Here is a 25,127-nt window from a genome sequence, read left to right as displayed (position 1 = left end):
GCAGACTCATATGGCAGAGGATGGCCGACTCAACATAACCTATCGTGGTCTGGGCGCACAACTATGGCTGTTACACGATTCTGACTGCGGCGTTAACTGGCCCGGCCATGCAGGTATGCTGGCAGGCCGGCGCAAACCAGCCGATAAAAAGCGCGTATAAAAAGAAAAGCCTCCCGTAAAAAGCGGGAGGCTAATAGTGGATCAAACTCATTATTGTTACGTCGCGGCATCCCTGGTGAGGCGCCGGTTAATCGGTCAGGGCCAGATTATTACTCACTTTTTATTCTCCCTGCCATGGCGTTCTGTCTGGCCTGACAAGCAGGCTGCGGACCTTTTACTGGCGTGTTGAGAAAATTCATTTCAATTCAATTAATTACATACCGGTCGAAATTGTGCTGGTTAAACTTGTGAATCATCAGGTTACAAATCAACCATTTTTTCATTTAACGCTTTAACGGAACGCTTACGGTATGAGGGGTGATCCTGGAAACAGTACAGCCTTTCACAGCATTGTCTGAAAAAATGCCCCCTGTTCAACGGGGGCAAGGGTAGGAGTCAGAACACGCTGTAAAAGATGTGGATTTCTTTACAGCGCCACTTAAAGATAGGGCAAAACCGCCTGTGATGCCGCTACGGTTAGTCTTTTATTCAATGAGTATTCAAATCATCAAACAACTAACCAGAGATCGATTTTCGTAAAATCAGTGGGTTAAACCGAGATGAAAACGATTTCTAAGATTTGGATTAAAATCCGCTTCAGCCTGCTGCTGCGACTATGAATGGCCATAAGCGGCTATTTTCTATGCGACATTTATCGACTGAGTACACAGGCTTGACCCTGTCAGCGAATCACGATGCTGTTATTTGTACAGTTATATGCCACTCAGGCGGTGCCCCGGAGTTAATAACATGTCACAGAATGATGAAATCCGGACGGCGTTCAGAGAAGCGATACGGCGCGATGACACAGGCGACTACTTTGTCAGTACACGCGACGTTGTGGTTGCCCTTCAGCACCACAACGTACCGCATTCGCAGCGGGCAGCAAACCAGTGGATAGAGATACACATCTCCACTTTCCGTGACATTTCAGTTGAGACGGGTGAGTGCCGTCTGTTTCAGGTCCCTGCAGTGCATGATTAAAGGCTCCGCGGATTAAACTGAAGAGCACAGACAGCGTGTCAGACGGATTGCCGCAGGAAACGCAGGCTGATTCGTCAATCAGAGTCTGGCGGCAGACGACCTCAGCGCCGTGCGATCCTGATAGCCTGCATCGTTGCCAGGGCTTTTCTCGCAGGCAATGCGGGCCCGCTTCATTGCGTTTTTGCGCTTTTTCAGCTTTATTTTTGGCAGCCCTTCCCTGAACTGTGCTGTCAGCGACGCGGCCTGCTGCTCACTCGAAACACGGCAGATGAACAGCTTGCTCTTGGTCTGACGGCTGACATCAATGGCATAGATCTCCACGCCTCTGCTGCACACTTCATATTCAACGTCTGTAAATTGCATGTGTGGCCAAAGACCGGTTCTGGTTTCAAATTGAGCTAAATTCATGGCGACAACCTTTTTTTATTGTAAGCGTTATTGCTACCTGACAGGCATAAACCTGGTCGGGCCAGTGAGCATAGACCAGAATCAGCATTCCGCCAGTCGATTCACTGATTTAATCTGGTCCTGCCACAAATGGCTAAAATCTTAGCCTGCAGGGGGCTGGAAACCGTCCGCTGAGACCGCCGCTTGACTAGAATGCGCAGACTGACGGCACACTGAAACGTCTTTCTCTGCGCCTGTTCAGCAGCCTCATCCAGTCCCGGCGGGATCCGGCGGACCATTTCATCAGTAAAGCCCGAATCCGGACTCTGTATAAGCGCGGCCGCCCGGTCTGCATGAGAGATAATCAACAGAAATGGAAGAAGGTTGCACATGCAGGGCCGCGCTGTAACAGAGAGATGAGATGTCAGGTGAAACTGCTGAAAAGAAGCGTTTCAGGCGCAGACGTCGGACAAAATCTATTGCCAGCACGAGGGACGTGTATAGTTCACTTTGTGAGAAACGCACGCAAAAAATAAAAAATATCGGTCCCGCCATTTGTTAAAGCCCCGCTTTCAGCCGCCGATAAGAACGAACGGCATGTTAGCTATTTACAGTTTTATCTTCTTCCAGGGGCTTATTCGTGACTATTACACAGCGTCTTGTGCTGATCATCTCACTACTTGCAATGTCGCTGATTGCATTAGTGATTATCTCGGTATCCGCCATTTCGGGCTTTCAGTCCCGTTTTGAATATGTTCAGACAAATGCGATACCCAGCATTCGCGACCTGAACAAATCAATCAGCGTGACCAATCAGTTGGGCATCGCGCTTTATCGCCATTACAGTACCCGCGATGCTGAAAAATACCCGGCTGCTGAAGCGCACATTGAGAATCTGCTGAAGCAGATTAAGTCGTTAAATGACTATTACATGGCGAACGATATTTCCAATGATCAAGACAAAGCATTGACCAGGCAGGCTGACAATAATCTGGACGCAGTACGCCGTGCTCTCCCGACTTTTCTGACTGCCTCGCGTGCCCACAATGACAACGTCACGCTGACATTATTACAGGGAGAGAGTGGCATAGGGGCCGCTGCCCGTAAGATGGAAGCTGACTATACCCGTCAGATTCAGTTTAATATCGATATTGGCGAACAGCTCCGCGCTGAGAACAAACGTGTTTACAGCCGGACGCTATGGGCGATGTCGGGCGGTTCGCTGCTGCTTATCCTGATACTGGCCGCGTTCTCGGCCAGAGTCATTCTGGGCATCAGAAAAAGCCTGACAGGCATGGTGAATACCATGACGCAGGTGAGCCATACCCTTGATCTGACCCACACGGCTGAAGTCCGCGGGAGGGATGAAATCAGTCAAACGGCGTCAGCCTTGAACCAGCTGCTTGAGCGGGTGTCCGGTGCGCTTATCTCCGTCAGTCACGCAGCACAATCGGTCAGTACCGGTTCGACTCAGATTGCGGCGGGCAACGAAGATCTTTCGGCACGAACCGAAGAGCAGGCGGCCTCGCTGGAGCAGACGTCCGCCAGTATGGCGACGCTGAGCGATACGGTGCGACAGAATGCAGAAGGCGCAACTCAGGCCAGCACGCTGGCGAATAATGCCAATCAGATGTCGATCCAGAATGGTACGGCAGTAAAACAGATGCTGACGACGATGAATGATATCCGCGCCAGCTCGGCCAGAATCTCTGACATTACCGGGCTGATCGAGGGCATCGCGTTTCAGACCAATATTCTGGCGCTGAACGCGGCGGTTGAGGCGGCGCGTGCCGGTGAGCATGGCCGCGGCTTTGCCGTGGTGGCCTCTGAAGTCCGTAACCTTGCGCAACGCTCCTCTTCAGCAGCGCGCGAGATCAAGGATTTGATTTCAACCTCTGTTTCACAGGTCGAACATGGGTCAGAACAGGCCAACGGTGTTGGATTAAACAGTGAAAATGTCCGCCTGGCGATTCAGCAGGTTGCTGATTTGGTCAATGAGATTGCGGCGGCAACGTCCGAGCAGAGCAAAGGCATTGAGCAGGTTCATCAGGCAATTGGTCAGATGGATGACGTTACGCAGCAGAACGCCTCGCTGGTGGAAGAAGCCTCTTCTGCTTCGAAATCGCTTCAGGAGCAGGCGGAAACGCTGTCAGGTCTGGTCGCCACCTTTACGCTGGAAAGCAACAGGCGAGCTGTACCTCAGCCACAGGTGAGGGCTGTACGTCATCCGGCATTGCTGTCCCATCAGCCTGAGCGCCAGAGCATGGACGTGGCGCAGACCAACTGGGAAAGTTTCTGATAGCCGGCCAGTAATACAACAGCCTCCACACTCTGGAGGCTTTTTTATTTCAACCGGATTTTAAATTAACTGATGTGATTTAAAAAAGATGAAAAGGATTTCATTACAGGAAAGAAAAGAATAGATTAACTCTTTAGGGGTACAGCCTGCAGGTGCGATATTTCATTCAGAGAAAAGTGCGGCGATGAAAAGTGGAGTGATAATTAATAAGATACAGCGCAGAGCCCTGTTATCGGCGATGAGTGGTTTATCTTGAATTTATTTTTTTCAAAGTGGTCATGCTAAAGCCACGCTAACATCTTTATGGGTTGAGTACGGATTTTTTCTATTATAATACTGATTTTATTAGCTATTATCGGGTTTGGCTTAAGCGAAACTTGCAGTAAATATCGTCATTTTATTCACTGTAAAATAACAGGGCGCAATCTATACTCCTTTCCGTTGTGATATACATTTCTGAACGTTTAAAGAAAACCCTTTCTTCATAGCGATATTTCGCCGAATGAGGCGCGTGTAGCTGTGCTACAGAAAGAGTGAAAATAAAATTACATTACATATTTTGTGCATGGCACACCTCACACACATCAGAGCTGAAAAGAATGAAGAAATTACTCGACCGGATTAATTTACCTGCGAAGTTCCTGTTACTGGGTTCTTTTGCGTTAATACTGTTTATTCTTCCTACCTTCCTGTTCATTCAGACGGGTAATCAACTTGTTGATACTAAAAAAGTCGAACTATCCGGTATACCGGTAGAAAAAAAAGTCCTGCAACTGCTTAATCTGTTACAGCGCCATCGTGCTGAGAGCGCTATCGCCATCTCCCTTAATAAAGCGGATAACGCACCCCGTATGGCGCTGGTGACGCAAATCAACGCCTTATCCCGGACAATCGGAGATGATCTGCGCATGGATGATGAACAGGCACCTCCACTGCAGTCGCTGCAACGGATCACTCAGGAGTGGGATCAGTTGCAGAATGATATCAATGCGGGCCAGCTGACGCTGGCAACCAGTCTGACGCGCCATGCTCATCTGATTCAGGGCCTGCTGGATATGAATCAGGATGTGCTCGATTTCTATCAGCTGTCGCTGGACGCAGATTTGAATACTTATCAGCTGATCGTCAGTATTTACAGTCGTCTGCCGCTGCTGACCGAAACCCTTGGTCAGATCCGGGCGAATGGCACCTCGCTGATTGCATCCGGCAACATATCGGAGACGGATCGCAGTCGTCTGGCATTCCAGATCGATAATGGCAAAACGGCCCTGATGCAGTTCAGCAAAAACATGGAAAAAGTTTTTTCCATTGAGCCTGAGCTGAAAAGTGCGTTTTCCGGACTGGCCCAGGACGCCAATCAACAGGCACAGGATGCGCTGCAGTTGGCAGATAGCATTTTTGTCAGCGGACACGCCAGCGTGGCACCTGTTGAATATGTCCGGGTCTTCACGCAGGCGATTAACCGCTACGCCGAACTGGGCAACCAGAACAGCATCAGGCTGGAGCAGATGATGGACGCGCAGATCGTTCAGAAGCGTTACTCACAATATCTGCTGCTGGCAGGACTGCTGGCGGTGGCGCTGCTGGCCATCATTGTGGCTGTTATGATCACCCGTTCGGTTACCCGCCCGGTTAAAGAAGCGGTCGACTTGGCCAGTCGCGTAGCAGCTGGCGATCTGACCGTGCAGATGACTATCTCCGGCAGCAACGAAATGGCGGAACTGCTGAATGCATTGCTGCGCATGCAGGAACGCCTTTCCCAGCTGGTGTCCGATATCAAAGATAATGCCGCCACGATTGCTAACTCCTCGGAAGAGATCGCGCGCGGCAATGGGGATCTCTCGTCACGCACCGAAGAGCAGGCAGCGTCACTGGCAGAAACTGCGGCCAGTATGGAGCAGCTGGCCGCCATCATTAAGCAGAATGCGGATAACACCCGCTTCGCTTCAGATCGCGCAGAGTCCGCTACGCAGGCGGCACTTTCAAGTGGCGCGGCGATGGACTCCGTGATGGAGACCATGCATAAAATCCGTGGCAGTTCCGGCAAGATCGAAGAGATTACCTCGGTTATCGACAGCATCGCCTTCCAGACCAATATCCTGGCGCTGAATGCGGCAGTAGAAGCGGCGCGAGCGGGTGAGCAGGGCAAGGGATTCGCGGTCGTCGCTTCCGAAGTGCGTGCGCTGGCACAGCGTTCAGCCAGCGCAGCGAAAGAGATCAAGGGCCTGATTGAGCAGTCGGTCGGTCATGCGCAGGAAGGGATTGCGATGGCGCAGAATGCCGGTGACAAGGTGAAGCAGAGCGTCAGCGCCATTGAGCAGACCTCTCAGCTGATGCGCGATATCTCCTCTTCATCGGAAGAGCAGAGCAGCGGCATCCTGCAGGTCAATATTGCGGTAAACCAGATGGATCAGGTAACGCAGCAGAACGCCGTGCTGGTTGAAGAGTCGGCCTCGTCAGCGGATCAACTGGCCGCGCGGGCAGGGCAGCTACGTACGATGGTTGCCGTGTTCCAGACGGTATAACTGTGCCAGACAGCCACCTGCGGGTGGCTGTTCTTTTCTGTCAACACATCCTGCTACGCCTGATGATCCTGCAGGCAGGCCAGATAGCGCCTCCCCGATTGCATCACCTTCTCTTTAGCCTGCTGACGCATATCCTGCCCTTCAAAGGCGCCGTAGAGCTGATCAAACGTCACACCGGAAAGCCGATGCAGAATATCGCCTGCCGTCGCGGCCGAGAGCGGCAGCATATTGGGATAGCTCCACATAAACGACGCACCGTGTGCGCCTGGCGTAACCTGAATAATGTCACCTGCCAGCACGACTCCGCCATGCTCATCCCAGTGCAGCACGCTGCCACCGGGAAAATGTCCCCCCAGCCGCATCAGCGTGACGGACGGCATCAGTGTCAGTGATTCCCCCTCCCAGAAGCGGATATGCGGACTCTCCCGCACAATCCACTGCCGATCGCGGGCGTGCAGATGGATGGGCGCGTTAAAGGCTTCGGCCCACTCCTGCATGGTGGTGTAGTAGTGCGGATGCGAAATCGCAATCGCATCAATGCCGCCCAGTGCAGTGATCAGGGTGCAGGTGGCGTCATCCAGATTGGCAATGCAGTCCCAGAGCACGTTGCCGTGCGGGGTGCGCAGCAGAAAGGCGCGCTGGTTAATGGCAAAGACAGGCACGGTTTTAATACTCAGCAGCGCGTCGCTGTGAGCTTTCCACTGATTGGCATGGCTGGCGCGCAGCGCATCCAGCGCGATCCAGTGCTGACCGTCGGCCGGGACATACTGGCGCTCATCCTCACAGATTTTACAGTTCGGATAGGTGGCCTGAAGCGGGTAAGCGGTGCCGCAGGCGCTACATAACATCGTCATAGTGATCTCCTCTATCTCACTTAAGCTTATGCCGCCCGGCGAAAACCGCCCACCGATCGCTTACGTGACGCCGTTAAGGCTGACGACGCAGGGTGAGCCGCGTCAGCTCTGAGGGACGGCCCAGACGGACCGCCATGCCTGGCCAGAGCGCCGTTCCGTTGTTCACATAGAGCTGCATCCCGTCGACCTGATAAAGCCCGGAGACGAATCCGCCATTGGGCTTCGCAAACAGCCGATCCAGTCCGATAATCAGGCCGCCATGCGTATGACCGGAGAGCTGAACATCCACGCCCTGCGCCGCGTTCTGTCGGGCATTGCGTGGCTGGTGGTCCAGCAGGATCACCGGTGCGTCGTCCGGCGCCTGGTCCAGCGCGCGCGCCAGGTCGGGAGCCATTGCGTTTCTGCCGGGCGCGGAAGCATCCGGCAGACCGGCGATCACCAGCTTCGCGTTACCGCGCCGGATAACGGTATGGCTGTTAAGCAGCGGCTGCAGCCCCAGCGACGCCAGATGGGCCGTCCAGATCGCCTGATGAAAGAAATATTCGTGGTTACCGGTAATCGCCCAGACGCCGTCAGGGGCGGAAAGCCCGCTCAGCGGCGCCACATCCTGCCGCCGGTGCGCCAGGCTGCCATCGATCACATCGCCCGTCACCACAATCAGATCGGCATTCAGGGACATCGCCCGCGCCACCATCGCACGGGTCCAGGCGGCATTAAACAGTCGGGTGATGTGCAGATCCGTGAGCTGCAGAAGCTGATAGCCCTCGAACTCTGCGGGCAGGTTGGGTAACACCAGCGTCACCTCTTTAACCGGCGGAACCCGGATGGCTTGCTGTACTCCGAGCACCGCCAGCACCATCGCCAGTCCGGCGGCCAGATAACGCACGCCGGGTGTTAACTCCAGCGGATGACGCAGCAGCAGGGCGAGCAGCATTACGGCATCCATCAGCATCTGTAACAGCGCCAGCAGCAGGACTGTGCTGTAGGCCCAGTTAAACAGAATGATGATGATGCGAGGCATTTCAGCGGAAAAAAGGCCGCCCGACGTGAAGCGACTCACCAGCAGATACTGCGAAGCCAGCAGTACCAGGGCGGAAAGCAGGAGCTTCAGGGCAAGAGGCAGAGACAAAGGAATAATAACGCGCGCAATTACATACCAGCTGGGTAAGCTGAAAATCAGGTGGAACATGGCAATCTTCCGGTAGGGCGCTGAGCGTCAGCGCAGGCAGTTAAGCGATGATCGTTTATGAAAGTGGTTTTTCGCCTTGTAGTGTATACGCTGCCGGCGCAGGTGATGCTTTACGCGCAGTGCTTCCTAAGAGGCATGCTGAAACAGAAAGCGGAAGAACGAAAGCGAAAGGCAGATGCCTGAAACAGCATGACCGGTTATCCGGTCATGCTGAAAACAGAGGAATTAACGCCGCAGGTTACCGCAATACGCCCGACGTGGTTTCGGTTTCATCAGTAACGCGCGTCATGGCGATTGGGATGCTTTTATACGCCGGAATACCGCTTTTGGTATCGTGACTGTCGAGCGGAACCATTACGTTCGCTTCAGGGTAGTAAGCGCCAACCGAACCTGGCGCCATATCGATAATCACGATGGTCAGGTTTTTCATCTGGCGCGAGGTGGGATTACCCTCCGGATCCAGCGCCACCAGATCGACACGGTCACCGCTCCGCACCTGCCGTTTTTCCGCCTCTTCACCGTTGATAAACAGGACATCGCGACGGCCGGTGACGCCACGATAGCGATCATTGAGCCCGTAAAGCGTGGTGTTGTACTGATCGTGACTGCGCAGCGTGGTCAGCACCAGATCATGACACTTCAGCGATCGGGGGTCTTCATTGATGCCCTGCATCACTTTGAACTGCGCACGACCGGAAGGCGTCAGCCAGACGCGTTCTGATGCCGCGTTATAGAGCCGGAAGCCACCAGGATGCTGAATTCGCTGATTAAAATCTGTAAACGCCGGGAAAACCGCCTCGATCGCGTCGCGAATGCGGCTGTAGTCGGCAACCATGGCTGACCAGTCCACCACGCTGTCCGGCAGGGTGGCTTTTGCCAGTGAGGCGACCAGCGCCGGTTCAGACTTCAGATGCGGCGACGCGGGATCCAGTGAGCCGCGCGAGGCGTGCACCATCGACATTGAATCTTCCACAGTTACGCTCTGTGCGCCGCCTGCCTGCATGTCGGTCTCGGTCCGGCCCAGCACCGGCAGCAGATAGTTGTGCTTACCGAGCAGCAGATGTGACCGGTTCAGTTTGGTGGCCATGTGCACGACCAGATCGAGGCTGCGCATCGCCGGGAAGGTCACCTGAGGATCGGAGATCGCTTCTGCCAGGTTGCCGCCAAGGCAGAGCAATGCTTTCGCTTTGCCATCGCGCATCGCCTTGATCGCCTCAATCGCGCCATGACCATGCTTCTGTGGCGGTCGGAAACCAAACACTTTCTCCAGGTTATCCAGCAGCGACTGTGGTGGGATCTCGGTGATACCGACTGTGCGATCGCCCTGCACATTCGAGTGACCGCGCAACGGGCAGATGCCTGCACCGGGCTTACCGATGTTACCGCGCATCAGGAGCAGGTTAGCGATTTGTTGTACGTTCTGAGTGCCGTACTGATGCTGGGTAATCCCCATGCCGTAGCAGATGATGGTGCGTTCAGCGCTGGCGTAAAGACGGGCGATATGCTGGATCTCTTCACGCGCCATGCCGGAGACTTTCAGAATGTGCGGCCAGTCGGTGCTCTCCAGATCCGCTTTCAGCGCATCAAAGCCTTCCGTGTGTTCGCGGATAAACGCCTCGTCGATCACACCGGGTTTGCCCGCACTCAGCGCCTCTTCATGCATGCTGAGCAGGATCTTCATCACCCCTTTCAGCATCGCTGCATCACCGCCGACCCGCACTTTGTAGTAGGTCGAAGCCAGCTCGGTTGAGCTCATTGAGAGCATCTCAATGGGGCTTTGCGGTGAGGTGAAGCGTTCAAGGCCGCGTTCCCGCAGCGGATTAATCGCGACGATAGTAGCCCCGCGCTTAGAGACTTCCCGTAGTGTGCCCAGCATGCGTGGATGGTTGGTGCCAGGGTTGTGGCCGATACAGAGCACCAGGTCGCAGTGATCGAAATCTTCCAGTTCGACCGTGCCTTTCCCTACGCCGATCGACTCCGGCAGTCCGACGCTGGTCGGCTCGTGGCACATGTTCGAACAGTCGGGGAAATTGTTGGTGCCATATTCGCGGGCAAAGAGCTGCCATAAGAACGCCGCTTCATTCGAGGCGCGGCCCGAGGTGTAGAACTCCACGCTATCCGGGTCATCATAGCTGCGCAGATGCTCACCAATTTCCCGGAACGCAGTTTCCCATTCGATAGGCTGATAGGCGTCGGTCGCAGCATCATATTTCATCGGATGGGTCAGCCGGCCTTCACCCTCCAGATGCAATGCGCTGCGTTCCCACAGTTCGCTCACCGTGTGTGCGGCAAAAAATTCCGGTGTGGTGCGCTTGCTGGTGGCTTCCCATGAAACGGCTTTTGCGCCGTTTTCACAAAACTCAAAAGAGGATGCGTGTTGCGGATCAGGCCAGGCACAGCCCGGACAGTCAAAGCCCTGAGGCTGATTGACTTTAAACAGGGCGATTACATCCTGTTTTACCGCCATCTGGCCGCGGATTGCGTCGGCAACGGCCTTTAAGGCACCCCAGCCGCCAGCCGCACCACGATAAGGCGCGATGCCGTTTGTGCGATTTTGCTCTTTCATAATGCCCCACATTGTCTCTATTTTGTTGTGGGATAATCCTGGTACAGAAAAACGCAGAGCGACGGTGGTTCTGGCAGGTATTTACTGAAAATCTTTCTCAAAATGTTTCAAACACTGTGGCTGTCATGATTAACGAACCAGATAATAAACACCGCGTGGGAAATAAGGCAAAGATGACCGGAACGGTCAGCCAGTCAATTGTTCAGAAGCCGATGCGCTGTTATAAAATGCGACAGCCGGATGAAACGTAACCCGCTTTTTTCAAAGCTCAGTCAGAGTAATAACCTTGTCGGGGAAATAATGTGGCCTTTATGTAAGCCTGCTGTTATCTGTGCGCCAGTGTGAGCAGGCTCTCCGTAAAGCATTATTAACGTATCGAAAGCCGATTACACAGCAATTTAATCGTAAATAACGGCAGGTTATGACCGCACATTCTGTTCAGCAGAGCATGTCAGTCCCGGCCTCACCTTATCATTATTGGCTTTACGCAATATCATCCATTCTTTGAGCGGAATGGATGAAGTGCGGTGCAATCGGGCTGACAGCGGATGAAACCGGCGTCTGTTAACCTGCCAGAGCGGGGAGTAAGCAGGCCGATGCATCCGGCATAGCATTTAACCCCTTTGCCCCTGTCCGGATAGCCACTCAGGTCAGAGAGCCGGGCGTTATCTGCGGGAAGTATGATCCAGGCTGATAACGATCAGGAAATGTCAGTGCGATCTCCCCGCGTAGTGGGATGTGAAATCACCATAAACTCGACGGGTTCATCGCGCTTATTCTGCGCCTGATGACTGACCTGTGGCGGAATTTCAATCCCCTGGTGCGCAGCGATATCGTGGAGTGTACCGTCCAGCTCCATCGTCAGCACCCCCTTAAGGACAAAGAAGAACTGCCTGGATGAAGCATGGAAATGTCTTTTTTCACAGGTGCCAGGCGGCATTTTCTCGTGAATGATTAACATATCCGGTCGGTTCATCAGGTACCAGCCATCGCACCCCTCTCCCCAGTGATAATGTTCTGCATTCATCTTAGAAATCATGAGCCTGTTCCGTGTTTATCACTGATATTGAGTCTGTTGTCGTCACGGTCTGCTCATCTCAACAAATGCTTAAGTCACACCGACGGTATGAAAAAAGTGGTTCCGTATCAGCCTGTCAGCCACAGGCTGCGATATCCCGTGTTCAGGTGGAGACGGACCCAGGCAGGATGTAAAGACGTTTCAGACAGGCTGCAGGTGCCAGGGTTACGTCTTTTTATTCAGCATCGATTTCAGGTCAGCAAAAGGATTATAGGTGGCTTCACCGACATCTTTCTGAGCATCTTCACCTGCAATCACGCGGGTGCCATACTGGTCGGCCTCCGTGTACTTCGAGTGCTCGTGGTCATGGCAATAGAGACAGAGTAACTCCCAGTTACTGCCATCTTCCGGATTGTTCGTATGGTCGTGATCGATATGATGCACGGTCAGTTCGCGCAGGTTGGAGTAGACAAACTCGCGAGAGCAACGTCCACAGACCCATGGATAGAGTTTAAGCGCTTTCTCACGGTAGCCACTTTCCAGCCGCGAATAGTTTTTGGGGATCAGAGCCATTGCTGACGTTACCTGTTATGCAGAGATGTTTACGATAAGGCGGCCACTATATCCCACAACGGAACAGGAGGAGAAATGATTGCTTGCCGCCGCATGACGTTTGCTGCCTTTTTTTACTTTTCGTCATGCCTCCGGATGTCAGAGGCTCATAATGGCGAAGAAGAAATAACGAAGCGATAACCCTTAACACACTGTAATTCTGTTACAGTATGTTAAGCAGCACGCCAGCACACAGGAATGGCCTTCCCGGGCTCTGAGCTAAATATAATGCAGGACACCATACACAGCCCAGAAAATAGCATTTGCACCCAGATATGCCCAGGATCCCCAATAGGCTATAGGTTCACGACGGGTACGCAGTTTGGGCAGAAAGATTAATAAATAGAGTGCAGAACCGATAAGCGAAACGAAGTAAAAAAATTTCATTATTCTCTCCTGATTCATGTCCTGAATATCAGGATAGTCAGGTCTCGCCATTTTGATCACACTATTATCCGATTCTATCTGTATCGGGAGATCATCACTGCACAGGCATTGATTCTGCGCAGAAAAGCACACTGTTAAAAAACGGCAGAGGGAAGAGGAAAAAAGTCCGTCCATGGCGTAAAACATCCTGAAGCGCTTTATTCAGAATTACTTAGCAGGACGTCGACTGACTTTGCCTCCTTTCCGACCGGCTTCCCTGGCTTTTTCATGATCATTTTTGAAATTGCCCCCACTGACCTTGCCTCCTGCACTGCCAGCTTCACTCGCCCGTTCTGGATTGTTGGCAAAATTGCCGGCCCCACCTCTGTATTTCTGTTGTGTCATAGGAAGACCTCATATCAATGTTCCGTGAGATAAAAAGGACTAGCTAGTCACAGCAGGAAGCATAGTCCTCCGCTTCGGTTATGCAAATACAGAGCGCAACGTCGTTGATAAGCCAGTGATTTATTTCTCGTCCTGATTTCTTTGCGGCAGGAGAGCGACGAATAAACTACGCTTAAGGGCCTGATGAAAAAGGAGAAGGCTATGGCTGACGCGATCTTGATCGACACATTAGAGCTGGGTTCTGACACTCAGAAGCAGAAATATGAAATTTATGGTGAGGATGAACAGACGCCCGTTTATGCGGTGATCTACCGGCAGCAGGGCAGTGACTGGCAGCCGCTGGAGGAGAGGCTCACTTTCGCCGCGCAGGATGAGCAGCAGGAAGCGACCGAATCGATGGGTTATGGTTCCGGGGATACGCTGCCTGATTTACGTGATCTGCCTGCCGAAGCACGTGCGCGCTGTGAACAGCACTGGCATGAACAGCATAAACGTTAAATCCCCCGGTTATCGCCCGAACGTACGGATACGGTAAACCGCACGCCGTACGTATTTTGTTGCCTGTCTGCCGCCGTCGTTATCACCCTAAAAGCCGGTGTGTGGCAGAGATGGTCATCACCCGATGCCCGTTACGCTGATTACCCTGACTCAGGGCAACAGGGGGCAGCCTGCTTTGCGAATCAGTCCTTCCTCCGCCTCCGCTCGGCCAACCTTTCTCAAATCTGCTTCTGCATGTCCTGACCTGCTCGCAAAATGTAATAAACTGTAACCAGGGTTAGCAGGTATGCTCTGCATAACCGCCGCTAAAGCCTATTTCATGCTACATAATTGCAACAAAACAATGGAGTAAACTAATCACAGCAATAGCTAAAGATTTTCACACTACTGGCGATAACCCCTTGGCGCTGAACAGGCCGATCATTGACGAATCTGACCTTCAGCGCCGAGTTCTGAATGCGAACGGACCTGCCTTTAGCCCTCCTTTTACACACACCAGAAAGCGCTGACCCAGCGCAGATTACTCAAATAAAAGCGAAAATAATAATATGTCGATCCTGAAGACGATCAAAAGTTCTCTGTCTGCTTCCTCTTTCCGGCGGGGGAGCCGGCCCGCCAGCGGCACCTGGGATTGTCGTGCTTTACCTGCTTCACTTAGTGCCATTGGATTAAGCTCACGCGCGGGCGGAATCCTGATGACATTCGTTCCGCCCGAAGCGGATTTTCAGCGCGTCAGCCAGGCATGGCAGCGTTTCAACTCCTCCAGCCTGACGGTGCTGACGCTCTCCTCAAACGGTGCGCTGAGCAGCAGCCGGGCTGAGAGTACCTACTGCGACGGTAATGGCCCGGAAGGGAGCTATCTCTGGCTGCCGGATAGTCTGATAGCCCGTCATGAGACGCATATCGTCGATCTCCACGTTAATGACTCGCAGACCGCCAGTCAGTGCATTACCGCCATACAGCAGGAGCTGATGCGACTGCAGGTGCGGATGCCGCTGTCGGCCGAGCACACCTTCGCGATGATTTACTGCGATGGACTGTCAGCTTCAGAAGGCTTTCTGATGCAGGCCTGGTATAACAGCGGACGCTTTCCCTGCCTGGCGATTGGGGGCTCAGCGGGCGGAAAAGTGACGTTTGATGGGACCTGGATTGGTACCGGTGGCCGGGTGTTGCAGGGTAAGGCTGTGATTATCTTCTGCCAGATGGCCGCCGGAAAATCATTTGCACCCTTCAAGAGCCAGAACTTTACGCCACGGGATCAGAGCTGGCTGATAGCCGAGGCCGATCCTGTTGCGCGCAGCGTCACCTCCGTATTTAATAGCCAGGGGCAGCAGCAACCCTTTGTTGCAACGTTATGTGACTATCTCAGCTGTACCGAAGCGCAACTGACTGACCGGCTGAAGGGATTAACCTTTGGTGTGAAAGTCGGCGGCGAGTTCTTTATTCGCTCTATCGCCAAAATTGAGCCGGGCGGCGTAACCTTCTTCTGCGATCTGGAGTTTGGCGATCGACTCTACCTGATGCAGGAGAAGGATTTCCGTCAGACAACGCAGCAGGAGTGGCAGGCTTTTACTGCTCAGCATGGCAAACCGGCGGCCATCCTGATGAACGACTGTATCCTGCGTCGCGTCGGAAATGCCACACAACTGCACAACGCCCATTTTTTTAAAGGGATCGTGGCCGCCGGTTTTTCCAGTTTTGGCGAAATTCTGGGTGTGCCTATTAACCAGACGCTCTCTGCGCTGGTGTTCTTCAATCATGATGTTAAAGCGATGCGTCAGTTCCCGGTTGAGTATGCCGGCTATGCCGCACACTATGCGCAGCGCGCGCTACGTCGCTGGGAAGCCCTGAACAGTATTCAGACACGCGTGCTGGACCGGGTGATTAACTATCAGCAGGCACTGACGCCGCTGATGGAGGCACTGCCGGTGCTGGAAACGGCAACCCAGAGCCAGGGTGAAACGCTGAGCCTGGCCGAAAGCAGCATCCGTAACATCAGCCACATTGCCACTGAAAGTCAGCAGGCGCAGGGGCGACTGGATGACGGACTGGACGATCTGGAAAAAATCTCTCACGGCATTAACGAGATTACTCATGGCATCAGCAACATTGCTTTCCAGACAAATATTCTGGCACTGAACGCCGCTGTTGAAGCGGCACGTGCCGGGGAAGCGGGGCGGGGATTCGCGGTGGTGGCCGGTGAAGTCCGTCGTCTGGCGCACTCCTCCAAAGAACAGGCCGAAGCCACAGCCAGCAATATCGGTGAGGCGGTTTCAACCATCTCACGTATCCGGCTGGTGGCCAGCGATTCAGCTCAGACTGCTGCACAGATGGCAGAGCGCAGCATCAGCGCCGCCGATACGCTGGCTGCCATGAATCAGCAGACCCGCCATGAGCGCGCCGATATCGCGAAACATCTTGGCAGTCTGCGTGAACTGACCCAGGGGATGGATGCGATGCAGGAAGCTGTCGCACAGCTTAAAGTGTTACAAACGCTTTCCGGTGCGCAGGCTAAGGCCTGATTTAACTGAATAAAATGACAAAAAAATGCGGTCTAAGCGTAACGGCCAGGCAAAGCGGTCGTCAGGTTGTTACACTTGTCGGTGATTAACCACGCAGAGGTAAGAATGAAAATCAAAAGTTATGCAGCCATGCAGGCTGGCCAGGCCCTTGAACTCTACGAATACGATGCCGCTGAACTGGCAGCCGAAGAAGTCGAAGTCCAGGTCGAGTACTGTGGTGTCTGCCACTCGGATCTGTCGATGATCGACAACGAGTGGGGCATCTCGCAGTTCCCGGTGATTGCAGGACATGAAGTGATTGGTCGCGTTTCTGCGCTGGGCGCAGCGGCTAAAAACAAAGGCCTCTCTGTGGGTCAGCGTGTAGGGATTGGCTGGACGGCGAAAAGTTGTCAGCACTGCGATGCCTGTATTAATGGTGAGCACGTTAACTGCCAGCAGGGCAGTATCCCTACTATCATGAACAAAGGCGGATTCGCCGAGAAGTTACGCGCAGACTGGCAGTGGGTGATCCCGTTGCCCGAAAAACTGGATGCTGAAACGGCTGGTCCGCTGCTCTGCGGGGGGATCACCGTCTTCAAACCGCTGCTGATGAGCAACATCTCAATATCCAGCCGCGTCGGCGTGATTGGGATCGGTGGTCTGGGTCATATCGCGATCAAAATTCTGCACGCAATGGGCGCCGAAGTAGTGGCATTCAGCTCTACACCAGAGAAGAAGCAGTCCATTCTGGATATGGGTGCGGATGAAGTGGTTAACAGCCGTGATCCTGAAGCGCTGAAGCAGCAGGCGGGCCGTTTTGATCTGATTCTGAGCACCGTTGCGGTCAACCTGGACTGGAAACCTTATTTTGCGGCGCTGGCTCCGCACGGTAAATTCCACACGGTGGGTGCAGTACTCAAGCCGATTGAAGTCAGTGCGTTTGAGCTGATCATGGGCGATAAAGCCGTGACCGGTTCATCAACCGGTTCACCGGGTCAGCTGCGGTCGCTGTTGAAACTCGCTGCCCGCGCAGATATTGCGCCGCAGGTTGAGTTCTTCCCGATGTCAGACATCAATAACGCGCTCGATCATGTCCGGGCCGGTAAAGCGAATTACCGTGTGGTATTGAAAGCCGATTTCTGATGACCCTGTAACATAAAATGCCGCAGCGTGCTGCGGCATTTTTTTTCCTTTTTCAGCCAGCAGATCCGCTTTATGCATGTCCGTCGTCACACTGATGTCGCGTATTACCGGCCCGGCAGAAACTTATTGTGCCGGAATCAGGAAATCATCCAGCGATCCGCCGTTATCGATGGCGGCTTTAATCACAGACGGGGTACGTCCCTGACCGGTCCACTCATGCACCTGACCGTTCTCATCACTGTAGCGATATTTTGCCGGACGTTTCGCACGTTTCTTTTTGGCGGTTCCGGCAGGAGAGAGGCTATTTACCAGTTCCGCAGGGTTAATTCCCTCTTCCATTAACAGCTCCTGGTAAAACGCCAGTTTTTCTGCTTTTTCACGCGCTTCAGCTTCCCGCGCACTTTCTTCTTCACGGCGTTCGGTTACCACAGTCTTAAGTTTCTGGTGTAATTCTTCCAGTACAGCCAGCTCAATATTGCGCGCCTCAGCACGAAGAGTGCGGATATTGTTCAGGTTGTTCAGGCTCTTACTCATAAAATTCCTCAAATACTCAAGTTAATCAATGAAGTGCAAATTATTCAGCCGGCAAGGGTAACATTACCCTGCCCAGGATTTGAAGCTTCAGCACAATTTTATTCGCTACTAAAATTTCATGCGGGAAGCTGAATGAGCCAGTCAGGAGCATCATTTGAGCGAAATATTCTGGCTGAATGAAAATCAGCGCGACAGACACGCGATCTGAGCGGGAGCATTTTTGCTTCCGGCTGATTGTGTTTAAATCGCACAAAGGGTTTATTAAGGATCGGCATGAAGTTTCGCCGTAAAAATGATAGTCCGCCGTCTGTTTTCTCACCCTTGCTGAGAAGCATCATACTTTCAGGCTCATTGCTCACGGCAACGGTAATCAGCCTGAATTTATGGATGCTGCATGAAGACTGGCATGAAACCGTGGATAAAGCTGAAGATATGGCCGTTAATCTGTCGTTATCTCAGGCGCGTCAGGCGGACGATACATTCCTGCAGACTGAAATCGCGTTACGCGAAGTTCAGCGCGAGCTGGAAAAGCAGATGGCCACGACTGATGTGGAGGGTGAGACGCTCAGCCAGACGATGCGTCAGTTGCAGAGCCGCCTGCCGCAGCTTCACGGTCTGTTTTACTATGATAATCAGGGAACCTGGGTCGCAACTTCTATGCGCAGCGTACCGCCAGGCATTGATAATTCTGACCGCGAATATTTCGATTATCATCGCGCCACTCCGCGCGATAATCTTCACGTCGGTCCTGTGCTGCGCAGCCGCACGACTCACGAGCTGGTTATCCCGGTTACGCTTCGGGTAAACGATGCTTTTAACAGCTTCCGGGGTGTTTTACTGGCCACTATCAGGGTGGACTATTTTCGGCGCTTTTACAGCTATTACGAACTCAGCGACGGCGATGTGCTGGTACTGATGCTGGCCGACAGCACGGTACTTTATGCCCGTCCGATGCCGGATAGTTACATCGGCAAAAATCTCTCCGTCAGTCCGCTGTTTCTCAGAATGCTGGCGAACTCGGATAAAGGCAGCGGCCAGTGGACCGCCGCGCTGGATGGCAAGACACGCATCTTCGGTTTTGTCCGCTCACAGCGTTATCCTCTGGTAGTGGCCGCAGGCTATGACAGGCATACGCTTTTCACTCACTGGCTGAAAAGCTGGGTACATGATCTGATTCTGAATACAGCACTGCTGGTGATGATTCTCATGCTGGGCTCGTTTGTACTGCGCCAGGCCCGTCATACGCTGCGTTATCAGCGGGAGCTGACCCGATTACACGACGAACTGACCGCGGCGAATCGTGCACTGGAAAACATGGCGCAAAACGATGGGCTGACGAGAGTAGCCAACCGGCGTCATTTCGATGAAAAACTGGCTGAAAGTCTGGAGCACGCGAAGCGCAGTGGACAGCTGGTGTCATTGATTCTGTTCGATATTGATTATTTTAAACGTTATAACGACACCTATGGCCATGTTGCGGGTGACGAGTGTCTGAAAAACGTGGCCATGGTACTGAAAAATACGGTACGGCGTAAAAAAGACCTTGCAGCCCGTTATGGTGGTGAAGAGTTCGCCATTATTCTGCCGGGACAACCCCTCTCTGCGGCAGTGAGTCTTGCAGAGTCTGTCATTGCCGCTGTCAGTCAGCTTGCAATCCCGCATTTCACTACAGATTTACCACAAAAGCATGTCACACTGAGTGCAGGCTGCGCCGTACATCTCAACTCTGAAACGGGAAAAGGGGAAAAAACGCTGATAGAACGCGCAGACGAGGCGTTATATCGGGCTAAACGGGCAGGACGTAATCAGGTTAAAAGCGAAGACGCTAAGGAGTAAGCCCTCGCGCAGTTTTAACCGAATGCCATTGAATTAAAGCAAACAGAAACGCCTGGCATCAGGAAATAAAAAGAAAAACCGCCGGAGCAGGCTCAGGCGGTTGTCATCATGGCAGCCTTTATCAGATCAGGAAATCGTCCAGCGATTTACCGGCATCAATCGCGGCTTTAATGGCAGAAGGCGTGCGGCCTTGGCCAGTCCACTGCTTAACTTCGCCATTTTCATCAGTGTACTGATATTTAGCAGGGCGAGGGGCGCGTTTTTTCTTCTCTGTGGGTGCAGCCTGCATGCCACTTAACAGTTCATTTGGGTCGATACCTTCCTGCAGCAGCAGCTCACGATATTTCGCCAGTTTTTCTGCTTTTTCACGATTAGCCGCTTCGGAAGCCTGTGCTTCTTCACGACGCTCACTGACGACGACCGACAGTTTTTCAAGCATTTCTTCCAGAGCAGCAAGGTCAAGCTCGCGAGCATTGGCGCGAAGGGTGCGGATATTATTCAAGCTGTTGAGAGTGTCACTCATCAAAGTCACCATAGTCATGTTCAGATAATAAAATACAGAAGAGCGGGTTCACGCTGATGCTTTTCGTCAGACCTGCTTTTTTAAATGCTTGCCTTCGAACAATCATAATACAGAACCGGGAGTTCAACGCTGACATATTAATCTCTTTTTCTGAGAGTTTAAACTCTGATTAACGTCTGCACCTTAAACAAAAGTAAAGTTACTCTTTTTTTACGGTCGTCGCTCAAAATGTCAAAAAAATAGCTGCCCTGATAGGCTGAATAATTTAGTTACGTGATGGATTATCGCTCTTTACGCAAGATTTTCTGGCGTCTACGCTTCGCTAAGCCTGGCCTGCTTTACTCTGCAGGTTAAATGGCCTGCCTTGGGCACTGTGTCCGATCTGCAAAGCACTGTGCTGGGTTTATATAGAGAAAAGGGAAGCAACAGGCCAAACAGGAAAAATGATCCATCGATCACTCGTTAATTATGGCTATTTGTAACATGCTGATAATGCTTTATTTTTATCCTTATTAAAATCCGGTGCCGGGATACTATACTGTCTCTTCGGGAAATTGCCGTCAGGCTGAGAGGATAAAGATAAATGCACAGACTCTCGTCACTCTGGTAGCCAGTTTCTCCACGCTTAGATTAATTATTTACGTGCGCAATTTTTTTAACCATCGTTGTACAAATGAGGCTACTTGTTAATCTGCAGACCTGATCACGACATTGGAGCGCAGGCCCTGAGGCTGCTGCAGTGATTATGTGCCGGTTGCAGGACAAATCTTCCTGACACCCTGTTGCTGACGAGTGTCATCCTGCTACGTTTAAATCCTCAGCCGTGAAGACCAGAAAATAATCAGCACAGAGAGGATGGCAATGTTTAAGAGTCTGCGTCATGGGCGCTGTCGCAGCTTATTCATTCTGGCCTGAAGATTAACCATTATGCTTCAGATTTCAGCGTGCAGGGCGTGTTAAAAGCGCCATCTGCAAAGGCCGTTAGAAAGCTTCTGAAGCTGGCTTGGTTTTATGTTCCTCTTCGCTTACCGCAACAGGCGGTAAGCTACACTTACAGAAAATGCACTTAAGGGGCTATTCAGGGGAAGCTGACGTGTTTAAAGGTAATAAAAAGTCGTTACCGGTTCGCTACTGTAAAACGTGCAAAAAGCCGATGACATGGCGAAAGAAATGGGAACGGTGCTGGGACGAAGTGATGTACTGCTCGGAACGTTGCCGGCGGCAACGCAATCTGCAGCAGAGAGAGAACAATTTTTCTGCTGAGCCGGATACCTGATAAGGAATTGTCCGGGCCAGAGTCAGGCCTGAACCGATTAGGCTGGGCCTCTGTCTGCTGCCACACTTTTGTAAACATGAATTATTCATCCAGTTTTACACTGGTTCTCACTTACGTCACTGGTCGGGCAGCCGGTGACTGTGCTTTTTTATTTCTGTTCTCAGATGCATTTATCACCTGTAAGGCTGTCCGCCGGTTATTGCGCTGTACCTCACTGTCGGTTTCTGCCACAGGCACGTTAGCCGGCACTTCGGGCCTGATCAGAGCGTTTTCATAATCTGCTGCTGAAATAAGAGGAGAAAGGGAAACAGTTAACCGAAGCCTATGATGCTTGCGTTCTCGTTGTGTAAATCAGGCTTGCTACCTGACAGCAGAACTTCAGGCTGCGGCAAATACAGGCCTCTTACACCGGGCAGTATCCTATCAACCAGGGTTGTCTGTATTTAAGCAATTCAGCCAGTCAGTTTGTTAGTTACAACACCCTTTTAATTGCATTTTGAATTCTGCCCTTTCGTGACTCTGTGCGGCTGATTAACACCCCGATGGCGCTGATCTGAAAATCCGAGTGCCTATTGAATTGCCGCCCGCCGCGGCCCGAAGGGCCGTCAGGTATTTAAAATGTGATCGAATGATGTAACTAAAATAGCTGATGCAACCTATACTCATCCAAAGCTGGTCAGACGCGAATCCGTTTATCAATGCGCGCTGACTCCCCCCTGGCCGCTTTTCCTTTTACATGAGGCATCACCGTTGATTCTGGTAAAAGTTTTCTCTGTTGCCCTGATGCCAGATCAATAATCGTAATGCTTATCATTTGTAAAATGAGCTCTTCGTTCAGAGTGGCAGGGCATGTAATGACAGTTAACATGGGCAGTACTTACCGGATTCTTGGCTACCGGTCTTCGGTCAATTCCGCCTGGCGGCAGAAATTACTGACGATGGGCATCCTGCCTGGCGCCACAATTGCGGTTGTTCGTGTGGCGCCACTGGGTGACCCGGTACAGATCCGCACCCGTCGCGTCAGTCTGGCGGTTCGGCGACGTGATTTGGCCGACATCATCCTGCAGGAGATCGTCCGATGAAAAAGATAACCATCGGGCTGATTGGCAACCCTAACACCGGCAAAACCACGCTGTTCAACCAACTCACCGGCTCCCGCCAGCGGGTCGGTAACTGGGCTGGCGTCACGGTCGAGCGCAAAGAGGGACAATTTTTTACCGCCTGCTCCGATGTCCGGCTCATCGATTTGCCAGGTACCCGTTCGCTGACGACGTTATCTGCTGAAAGCTCAATTGATGAGAGCATCGCCTGTCAGTATCTCTTTCAGAATAATGCTGACCTGGTCATTAACGTTGTGGACGCCTCCAGTCTGGAAAGTAATCTGTTTCTTACCTTGCAACTGTTAGCGCTCGGTGTGCCCTGTATTGTCGCTCTGAATATGCAGGATATTGCCGCCAGCCAGAACATAACTATTGATGTCACGGCGCTATCAGCCCGGCTGGGATGTCCGGTCGTTGCACTGACTTCGACCAGAGGGGAGGGTATCGCCCGGCTTAAGGCGATGATCGATGAGCCCCATGACTATCTGCCGCCAGCACAGATCCGCTATCCGGCAGAAATTGAAATGGCGATTATGCAGCTCCGTCAGCGGATGCCTGCTGATATCGCGCCTCAGAAAGGTTACTGGCTGGCATTGCAGTTGCTGGAAGGGGATATCAATAGCCAGAAACAGTGTCCTGCGCTGTTGCCGCATCTGCCTGAGATGATGTCGCAGGCGGTAGGAGATCCGGGAATAGCGATTGCCGACTGCCGCTTCCGCACAATCAGCGCTATCTGCGCCGCCGTCAGTAACATTGATCAGGCCTTGCCCGCCACGCTGACCCAGCGAATAGACAGGATCGTGCTGAACCGCTGGCTCGGCATTCCGGTATTTCTGACCGTCATGTATATGATGTTCGTGCTTTCCATAAATATTGGCGCTGCACTCCAGCCGCTGTTTGACAACAGCTCGGTAGCATTATTCATTCACGGCGCACAGTGGCTGGGTTATGTCGGCCACTTTCCGGACTGGCTGACGGTGTTCCTGGCTCAGGGCATCGGTGCTGGCATTAATACGGTGCTGCCGATCATTCCACAGATTGGCCTGATGTTCCTGTTCCTTGCCCTACTGGAAGATTCAGGCTATATGGCGCGGGCTGCCTTTGTCATGGACCGTCTGATGCAGTCGCTGGGGCTGCCGGGTAAATCCTTTGTGCCGCTAATTGTTGGCTTTGGCTGTAATGTGCCCGCAGTGATGGGAACCCGCACACTGGACACGCCCCGCGAGCGCCTGCTCACCATCCTGATTGCGCCTTTCATGTCATGCGGCGCACGGTTGGCCATCTTTGCAGTGTTTGCCGCAACCTTTTTTAACGTTTACAGCTCCAGCATTGTTTTCTCGCTCTATCTGCTGGGCATCACAGTGGCAATCGTGACCGGACTGATACTTAAGCACACCCTGCTGGGTGGAGAGTCCACGCCGTTTCTGATGGAATTGCCGGTTTATCATCGGCCTCATCTTAAAAGCATGTTGTTGCAGACATGGCAGCGACTGAAAATGTTCGTGGTGCGAGCCGGCCAGGTCATCATCCTGGTCAGTATGCTGATTGGCCTGCTGACCAGCTTTTCTATTAATGGCCGTCTGGTTGATGACATTAATCACTCGGCGCTGGCAACGACCAGCAAAGTCATCACTCCCGCACTATTACCGATTGGGGTAACTCAGGATAACTGGCAGGCTACCGTCGGGCTCATCAGCGGCATTATGGCGAAAGAAGTGGTGGTCGGTACGCTCAATAGTCTTTACACCACAGAAGCGCTGCGCAACAGCGCGTTTGATCCGCAGGCATTTGATCTACCCGGTGAACTGAAAGACGCGCTGACAGAAACCTGGATGGGATTATCGGCCGCGTTAAAAATTGACGCGCTGGCGCCCCCCCTCGATGCCAGCAAGGGTGACGGCGAGATGGCATCCGGCCCGATGAGCGTGATGTCGGCTAAATTTGGCGGCGGTTTTGCAGCCTACAGCTATCTGATATTCGTGCTGCTCTATGTACCCTGCGTCTCGGTAATGGGCGCCATCGCACGCGAAGCGGGTAAAAAGTGGATGATCTTCTCTTTTTTCTGGGGGCTGAATATCGCTTTCACCACAGCAACGCTTTTTTATCAGACGATGACGTTTGCGGAACATCCCGTTTATAGCATGACCTGCCTGCTAAGCGTGCTGACACTAAACACAATCATTCTGCTGGCAATGCGCCATGCAGGTAGCCGGTTAACGATCCCTGTCATACACAGAAATAAGCCAGGGAAATGTTCCGGCTGCCACAACGGCTGTGACAGGGAGGAAAGTCTGGTGCAGTAATGAATGCAGGACGGCATTCAAAGACTTATGGTGCTCGGTTGAAGAGCAG

Annotated in this window: 20 protein-coding genes; 10 read left to right on the top strand and 10 right to left on the bottom strand. The window is 52.6% G+C overall.

What is annotated here, in order from left to right; translation table 11 throughout:
- Nucleotides 1-909 precede the first annotated feature (909 nt).
- Complete coding sequence (locus RT657_RS17585; RefSeq protein ID WP_313655997.1) at nucleotides 910-1,143, top strand: DNA polymerase V subunit; 234 nt, start codon at nucleotides 910-912, stop codon at nucleotides 1,141-1,143.
- A gap of 78 nt (nucleotides 1,144-1,221) precedes the next feature.
- On the opposite strand, the gene RT657_RS17580 is transcribed toward RT657_RS17585, so the two are convergent.
- Nucleotides 1,222-1,506 carry a hypothetical protein gene (locus tag RT657_RS17580; RefSeq protein WP_313655996.1) on the bottom strand — a complete coding sequence of 95 codons (285 nt, stop codon included), beginning with the start codon at nucleotides 1,504-1,506 and terminating at the stop codon, nucleotides 1,222-1,224.
- A 664-nt stretch (nucleotides 1,507-2,170) separates the two neighbouring features.
- Between RT657_RS17580 and RT657_RS17575 the strand changes: the two genes are divergently transcribed.
- Both RT657_RS17575 and RT657_RS17570 read left to right on the top strand, forming a co-directional pair.
- The gene (locus tag RT657_RS17575) at nucleotides 2,171-3,829 is read left to right on the top strand and encodes a methyl-accepting chemotaxis protein (protein WP_313655994.1); all 1,659 of its coding nucleotides are present in this window, start codon (nucleotides 2,171-2,173) and stop codon (nucleotides 3,827-3,829) included.
- 599 nt (nucleotides 3,830-4,428) lie between these two features.
- Complete coding sequence (locus RT657_RS17570) at nucleotides 4,429-6,354, top strand: methyl-accepting chemotaxis protein (RefSeq protein WP_313655993.1); 1,926 nt, start codon at nucleotides 4,429-4,431, stop codon at nucleotides 6,352-6,354.
- Between the two features lie 53 nt (nucleotides 6,355-6,407).
- Here RT657_RS17570 and RT657_RS17565 read toward each other — a convergent pair whose 3' ends face one another.
- From RT657_RS17565 to RT657_RS17535, 7 genes are all read right to left on the bottom strand, one after another.
- The gene (locus RT657_RS17565) at nucleotides 6,408-7,208 is read right to left on the bottom strand and encodes an MBL fold metallo-hydrolase (protein WP_313655992.1); all 801 of its coding nucleotides are present in this window, start codon (nucleotides 7,206-7,208) and stop codon (nucleotides 6,408-6,410) included.
- Between the two features lie 73 nt (nucleotides 7,209-7,281).
- A complete protein-coding gene (locus RT657_RS17560; protein WP_313655991.1) occupies nucleotides 7,282-8,397 on the bottom strand; it encodes a metallophosphoesterase in 1,116 nt (371 codons plus the stop codon).
- A 238-nt stretch (nucleotides 8,398-8,635) separates the two neighbouring features.
- Nucleotides 8,636-10,963 carry an FdhF/YdeP family oxidoreductase gene (locus tag RT657_RS17555; protein ID WP_313655990.1) on the bottom strand — a complete coding sequence of 776 codons (2,328 nt, stop codon included), beginning with the start codon at nucleotides 10,961-10,963 and terminating at the stop codon, nucleotides 8,636-8,638.
- A gap of 700 nt (nucleotides 10,964-11,663) precedes the next feature.
- Nucleotides 11,664-12,002: a cupin domain-containing protein gene (locus RT657_RS17550; protein WP_313655989.1), complete on the bottom strand. Its 339-nt coding sequence runs from the start codon at nucleotides 12,000-12,002 to the stop codon at nucleotides 11,664-11,666.
- 204 nt (nucleotides 12,003-12,206) lie between these two features.
- On the bottom strand, nucleotides 12,207-12,554 hold the full coding sequence (yajD, locus tag RT657_RS17545) for an HNH nuclease YajD (protein WP_313655988.1): 348 nt from the start codon (nucleotides 12,552-12,554) through the stop codon (nucleotides 12,207-12,209).
- Nucleotides 12,555-12,812: 258 nt separating this feature from the next.
- Nucleotides 12,813-13,154: a hypothetical protein gene (locus RT657_RS17540; RefSeq protein WP_313656061.1), complete on the bottom strand. Its 342-nt coding sequence runs from the start codon at nucleotides 13,152-13,154 to the stop codon at nucleotides 12,813-12,815.
- A 33-nt stretch (nucleotides 13,155-13,187) separates the two neighbouring features.
- Nucleotides 13,188-13,364 carry a general stress protein gene (locus RT657_RS17535; RefSeq protein WP_313655987.1) on the bottom strand — a complete coding sequence of 59 codons (177 nt, stop codon included), beginning with the start codon at nucleotides 13,362-13,364 and terminating at the stop codon, nucleotides 13,188-13,190.
- Between the two features lie 201 nt (nucleotides 13,365-13,565).
- Between RT657_RS17535 and RT657_RS17530 the strand changes: the two genes are divergently transcribed.
- The 3 genes from RT657_RS17530 (at nucleotide 13,566) to RT657_RS17520 (ending at nucleotide 17,506) form a co-directional block, all read left to right on the top strand.
- On the top strand, nucleotides 13,566-13,862 hold the full coding sequence (locus RT657_RS17530; RefSeq protein WP_313655986.1) for a hypothetical protein: 297 nt from the start codon (nucleotides 13,566-13,568) through the stop codon (nucleotides 13,860-13,862).
- A gap of 548 nt (nucleotides 13,863-14,410) precedes the next feature.
- Complete coding sequence (locus tag RT657_RS17525; protein WP_313655985.1) at nucleotides 14,411-16,384, top strand: methyl-accepting chemotaxis protein; 1,974 nt, start codon at nucleotides 14,411-14,413, stop codon at nucleotides 16,382-16,384.
- Between the two features lie 105 nt (nucleotides 16,385-16,489).
- Nucleotides 16,490-17,506, top strand: coding sequence for an NAD(P)-dependent alcohol dehydrogenase (locus RT657_RS17520; protein WP_313655984.1), 1,017 nt, complete (start codon nucleotides 16,490-16,492; stop codon nucleotides 17,504-17,506).
- Between the two features lie 123 nt (nucleotides 17,507-17,629).
- Here the strand turns inward: RT657_RS17520 and RT657_RS17515 are convergent, their stop codons facing one another.
- On the bottom strand, nucleotides 17,630-18,040 hold the full coding sequence (locus RT657_RS17515) for an H-NS family nucleoid-associated regulatory protein (RefSeq protein WP_313655983.1): 411 nt from the start codon (nucleotides 18,038-18,040) through the stop codon (nucleotides 17,630-17,632).
- Between the two features lie 273 nt (nucleotides 18,041-18,313).
- Between RT657_RS17515 and RT657_RS17510 the strand changes: the two genes are divergently transcribed.
- On the top strand, nucleotides 18,314-19,876 hold the full coding sequence (locus RT657_RS17510; RefSeq protein ID WP_313655982.1) for a sensor domain-containing diguanylate cyclase: 1,563 nt from the start codon (nucleotides 18,314-18,316) through the stop codon (nucleotides 19,874-19,876).
- Nucleotides 19,877-19,997: 121 nt separating this feature from the next.
- Here RT657_RS17510 and RT657_RS17505 read toward each other — a convergent pair whose 3' ends face one another.
- Nucleotides 19,998-20,399 carry an H-NS family nucleoid-associated regulatory protein gene (locus RT657_RS17505; protein ID WP_313655981.1) on the bottom strand — a complete coding sequence of 134 codons (402 nt, stop codon included), beginning with the start codon at nucleotides 20,397-20,399 and terminating at the stop codon, nucleotides 19,998-20,000.
- Nucleotides 20,400-21,459: 1,060 nt separating this feature from the next.
- Here RT657_RS17505 and RT657_RS17500 point away from each other — a divergent pair.
- The 3 genes from RT657_RS17500 (at nucleotide 21,460) to feoB (ending at nucleotide 25,078) form a co-directional block, all read left to right on the top strand.
- Nucleotides 21,460-21,675, top strand: coding sequence for a DUF2256 domain-containing protein (locus tag RT657_RS17500; protein ID WP_313656058.1), 216 nt, complete (start codon nucleotides 21,460-21,462; stop codon nucleotides 21,673-21,675).
- Between the two features lie 854 nt (nucleotides 21,676-22,529).
- Nucleotides 22,530-22,757, top strand: a complete 228-nt coding sequence (locus RT657_RS17495) for a FeoA domain-containing protein (RefSeq protein WP_313655980.1) — start codon at nucleotides 22,530-22,532, stop codon at nucleotides 22,755-22,757.
- Complete coding sequence (feoB, locus tag RT657_RS17490) at nucleotides 22,754-25,078, top strand: Fe(2+) transporter permease subunit FeoB (RefSeq protein WP_313655979.1); 2,325 nt, start codon at nucleotides 22,754-22,756, stop codon at nucleotides 25,076-25,078. The genes RT657_RS17495 and feoB overlap by 4 nt, the downstream gene beginning before the upstream one ends.
- Nucleotides 25,079-25,127 lie beyond the last annotated feature (49 nt).

The sequence above is a fragment of the Pantoea sp. genome (genome assembly GCF_032114055.1).
GTDB lineage: Bacteria > Pseudomonadota > Gammaproteobacteria > Enterobacterales > Enterobacteriaceae > Pantoea.
Note: the sequence above shows the minus strand (reverse complement) of the source record. Positions and strands in the feature narration are given on the sequence as shown.

Coding starts and splice junctions, on each gene's coding strand:
- RT657_RS17585 (WP_313655997.1), top strand. CDS start 910: ATGTCACAGAATGATGAAATCCGGACGGCGTTCAGAGAAGCGATACGG.
- RT657_RS17580 (WP_313655996.1), bottom strand. CDS start 1,506: ATGCAATTTACAGACGTTGAATATGAAGTGTGCAGCAGAGGCGTGGAG.
- RT657_RS17570 (WP_313655993.1), top strand. CDS start 4,429: ATGAAGAAATTACTCGACCGGATTAATTTACCTGCGAAGTTCCTGTTA.
- RT657_RS17565 (WP_313655992.1), bottom strand. CDS start 7,208: ATGACGATGTTATGTAGCGCCTGCGGCACCGCTTACCCGCTTCAGGCC.
- RT657_RS17560 (WP_313655991.1), bottom strand. CDS start 8,397: ATGTTCCACCTGATTTTCAGCTTACCCAGCTGGTATGTAATTGCGCGC.
- RT657_RS17555 (WP_313655990.1), bottom strand. CDS start 10,963: ATGAAAGAGCAAAATCGCACAAACGGCATCGCGCCTTATCGTGGTGCG.
- RT657_RS17550 (WP_313655989.1), bottom strand. CDS start 12,002: ATGATTTCTAAGATGAATGCAGAACATTATCACTGGGGAGAGGGGTGC.
- yajD (WP_313655988.1), bottom strand. CDS start 12,554: ATGGCTCTGATCCCCAAAAACTATTCGCGGCTGGAAAGTGGCTACCGT.
- RT657_RS17540 (WP_313656061.1), bottom strand. CDS start 13,154: ATGGACGGACTTTTTTCCTCTTCCCTCTGCCGTTTTTTAACAGTGTGC.
- RT657_RS17535 (WP_313655987.1), bottom strand. CDS start 13,364: ATGACACAACAGAAATACAGAGGTGGGGCCGGCAATTTTGCCAACAAT.
- RT657_RS17530 (WP_313655986.1), top strand. CDS start 13,566: ATGGCTGACGCGATCTTGATCGACACATTAGAGCTGGGTTCTGACACT.
- RT657_RS17525 (WP_313655985.1), top strand. CDS start 14,411: ATGTCGATCCTGAAGACGATCAAAAGTTCTCTGTCTGCTTCCTCTTTC.
- RT657_RS17520 (WP_313655984.1), top strand. CDS start 16,490: ATGAAAATCAAAAGTTATGCAGCCATGCAGGCTGGCCAGGCCCTTGAA.
- RT657_RS17515 (WP_313655983.1), bottom strand. CDS start 18,040: ATGAGTAAGAGCCTGAACAACCTGAACAATATCCGCACTCTTCGTGCT.
- RT657_RS17510 (WP_313655982.1), top strand. CDS start 18,314: ATGAAGTTTCGCCGTAAAAATGATAGTCCGCCGTCTGTTTTCTCACCC.
- RT657_RS17505 (WP_313655981.1), bottom strand. CDS start 20,399: ATGAGTGACACTCTCAACAGCTTGAATAATATCCGCACCCTTCGCGCC.
- RT657_RS17500 (WP_313656058.1), top strand. CDS start 21,460: ATGCACTTAAGGGGCTATTCAGGGGAAGCTGACGTGTTTAAAGGTAAT.
- RT657_RS17495 (WP_313655980.1), top strand. CDS start 22,530: ATGACAGTTAACATGGGCAGTACTTACCGGATTCTTGGCTACCGGTCT.
- feoB (WP_313655979.1), top strand. CDS start 22,754: ATGAAAAAGATAACCATCGGGCTGATTGGCAACCCTAACACCGGCAAA.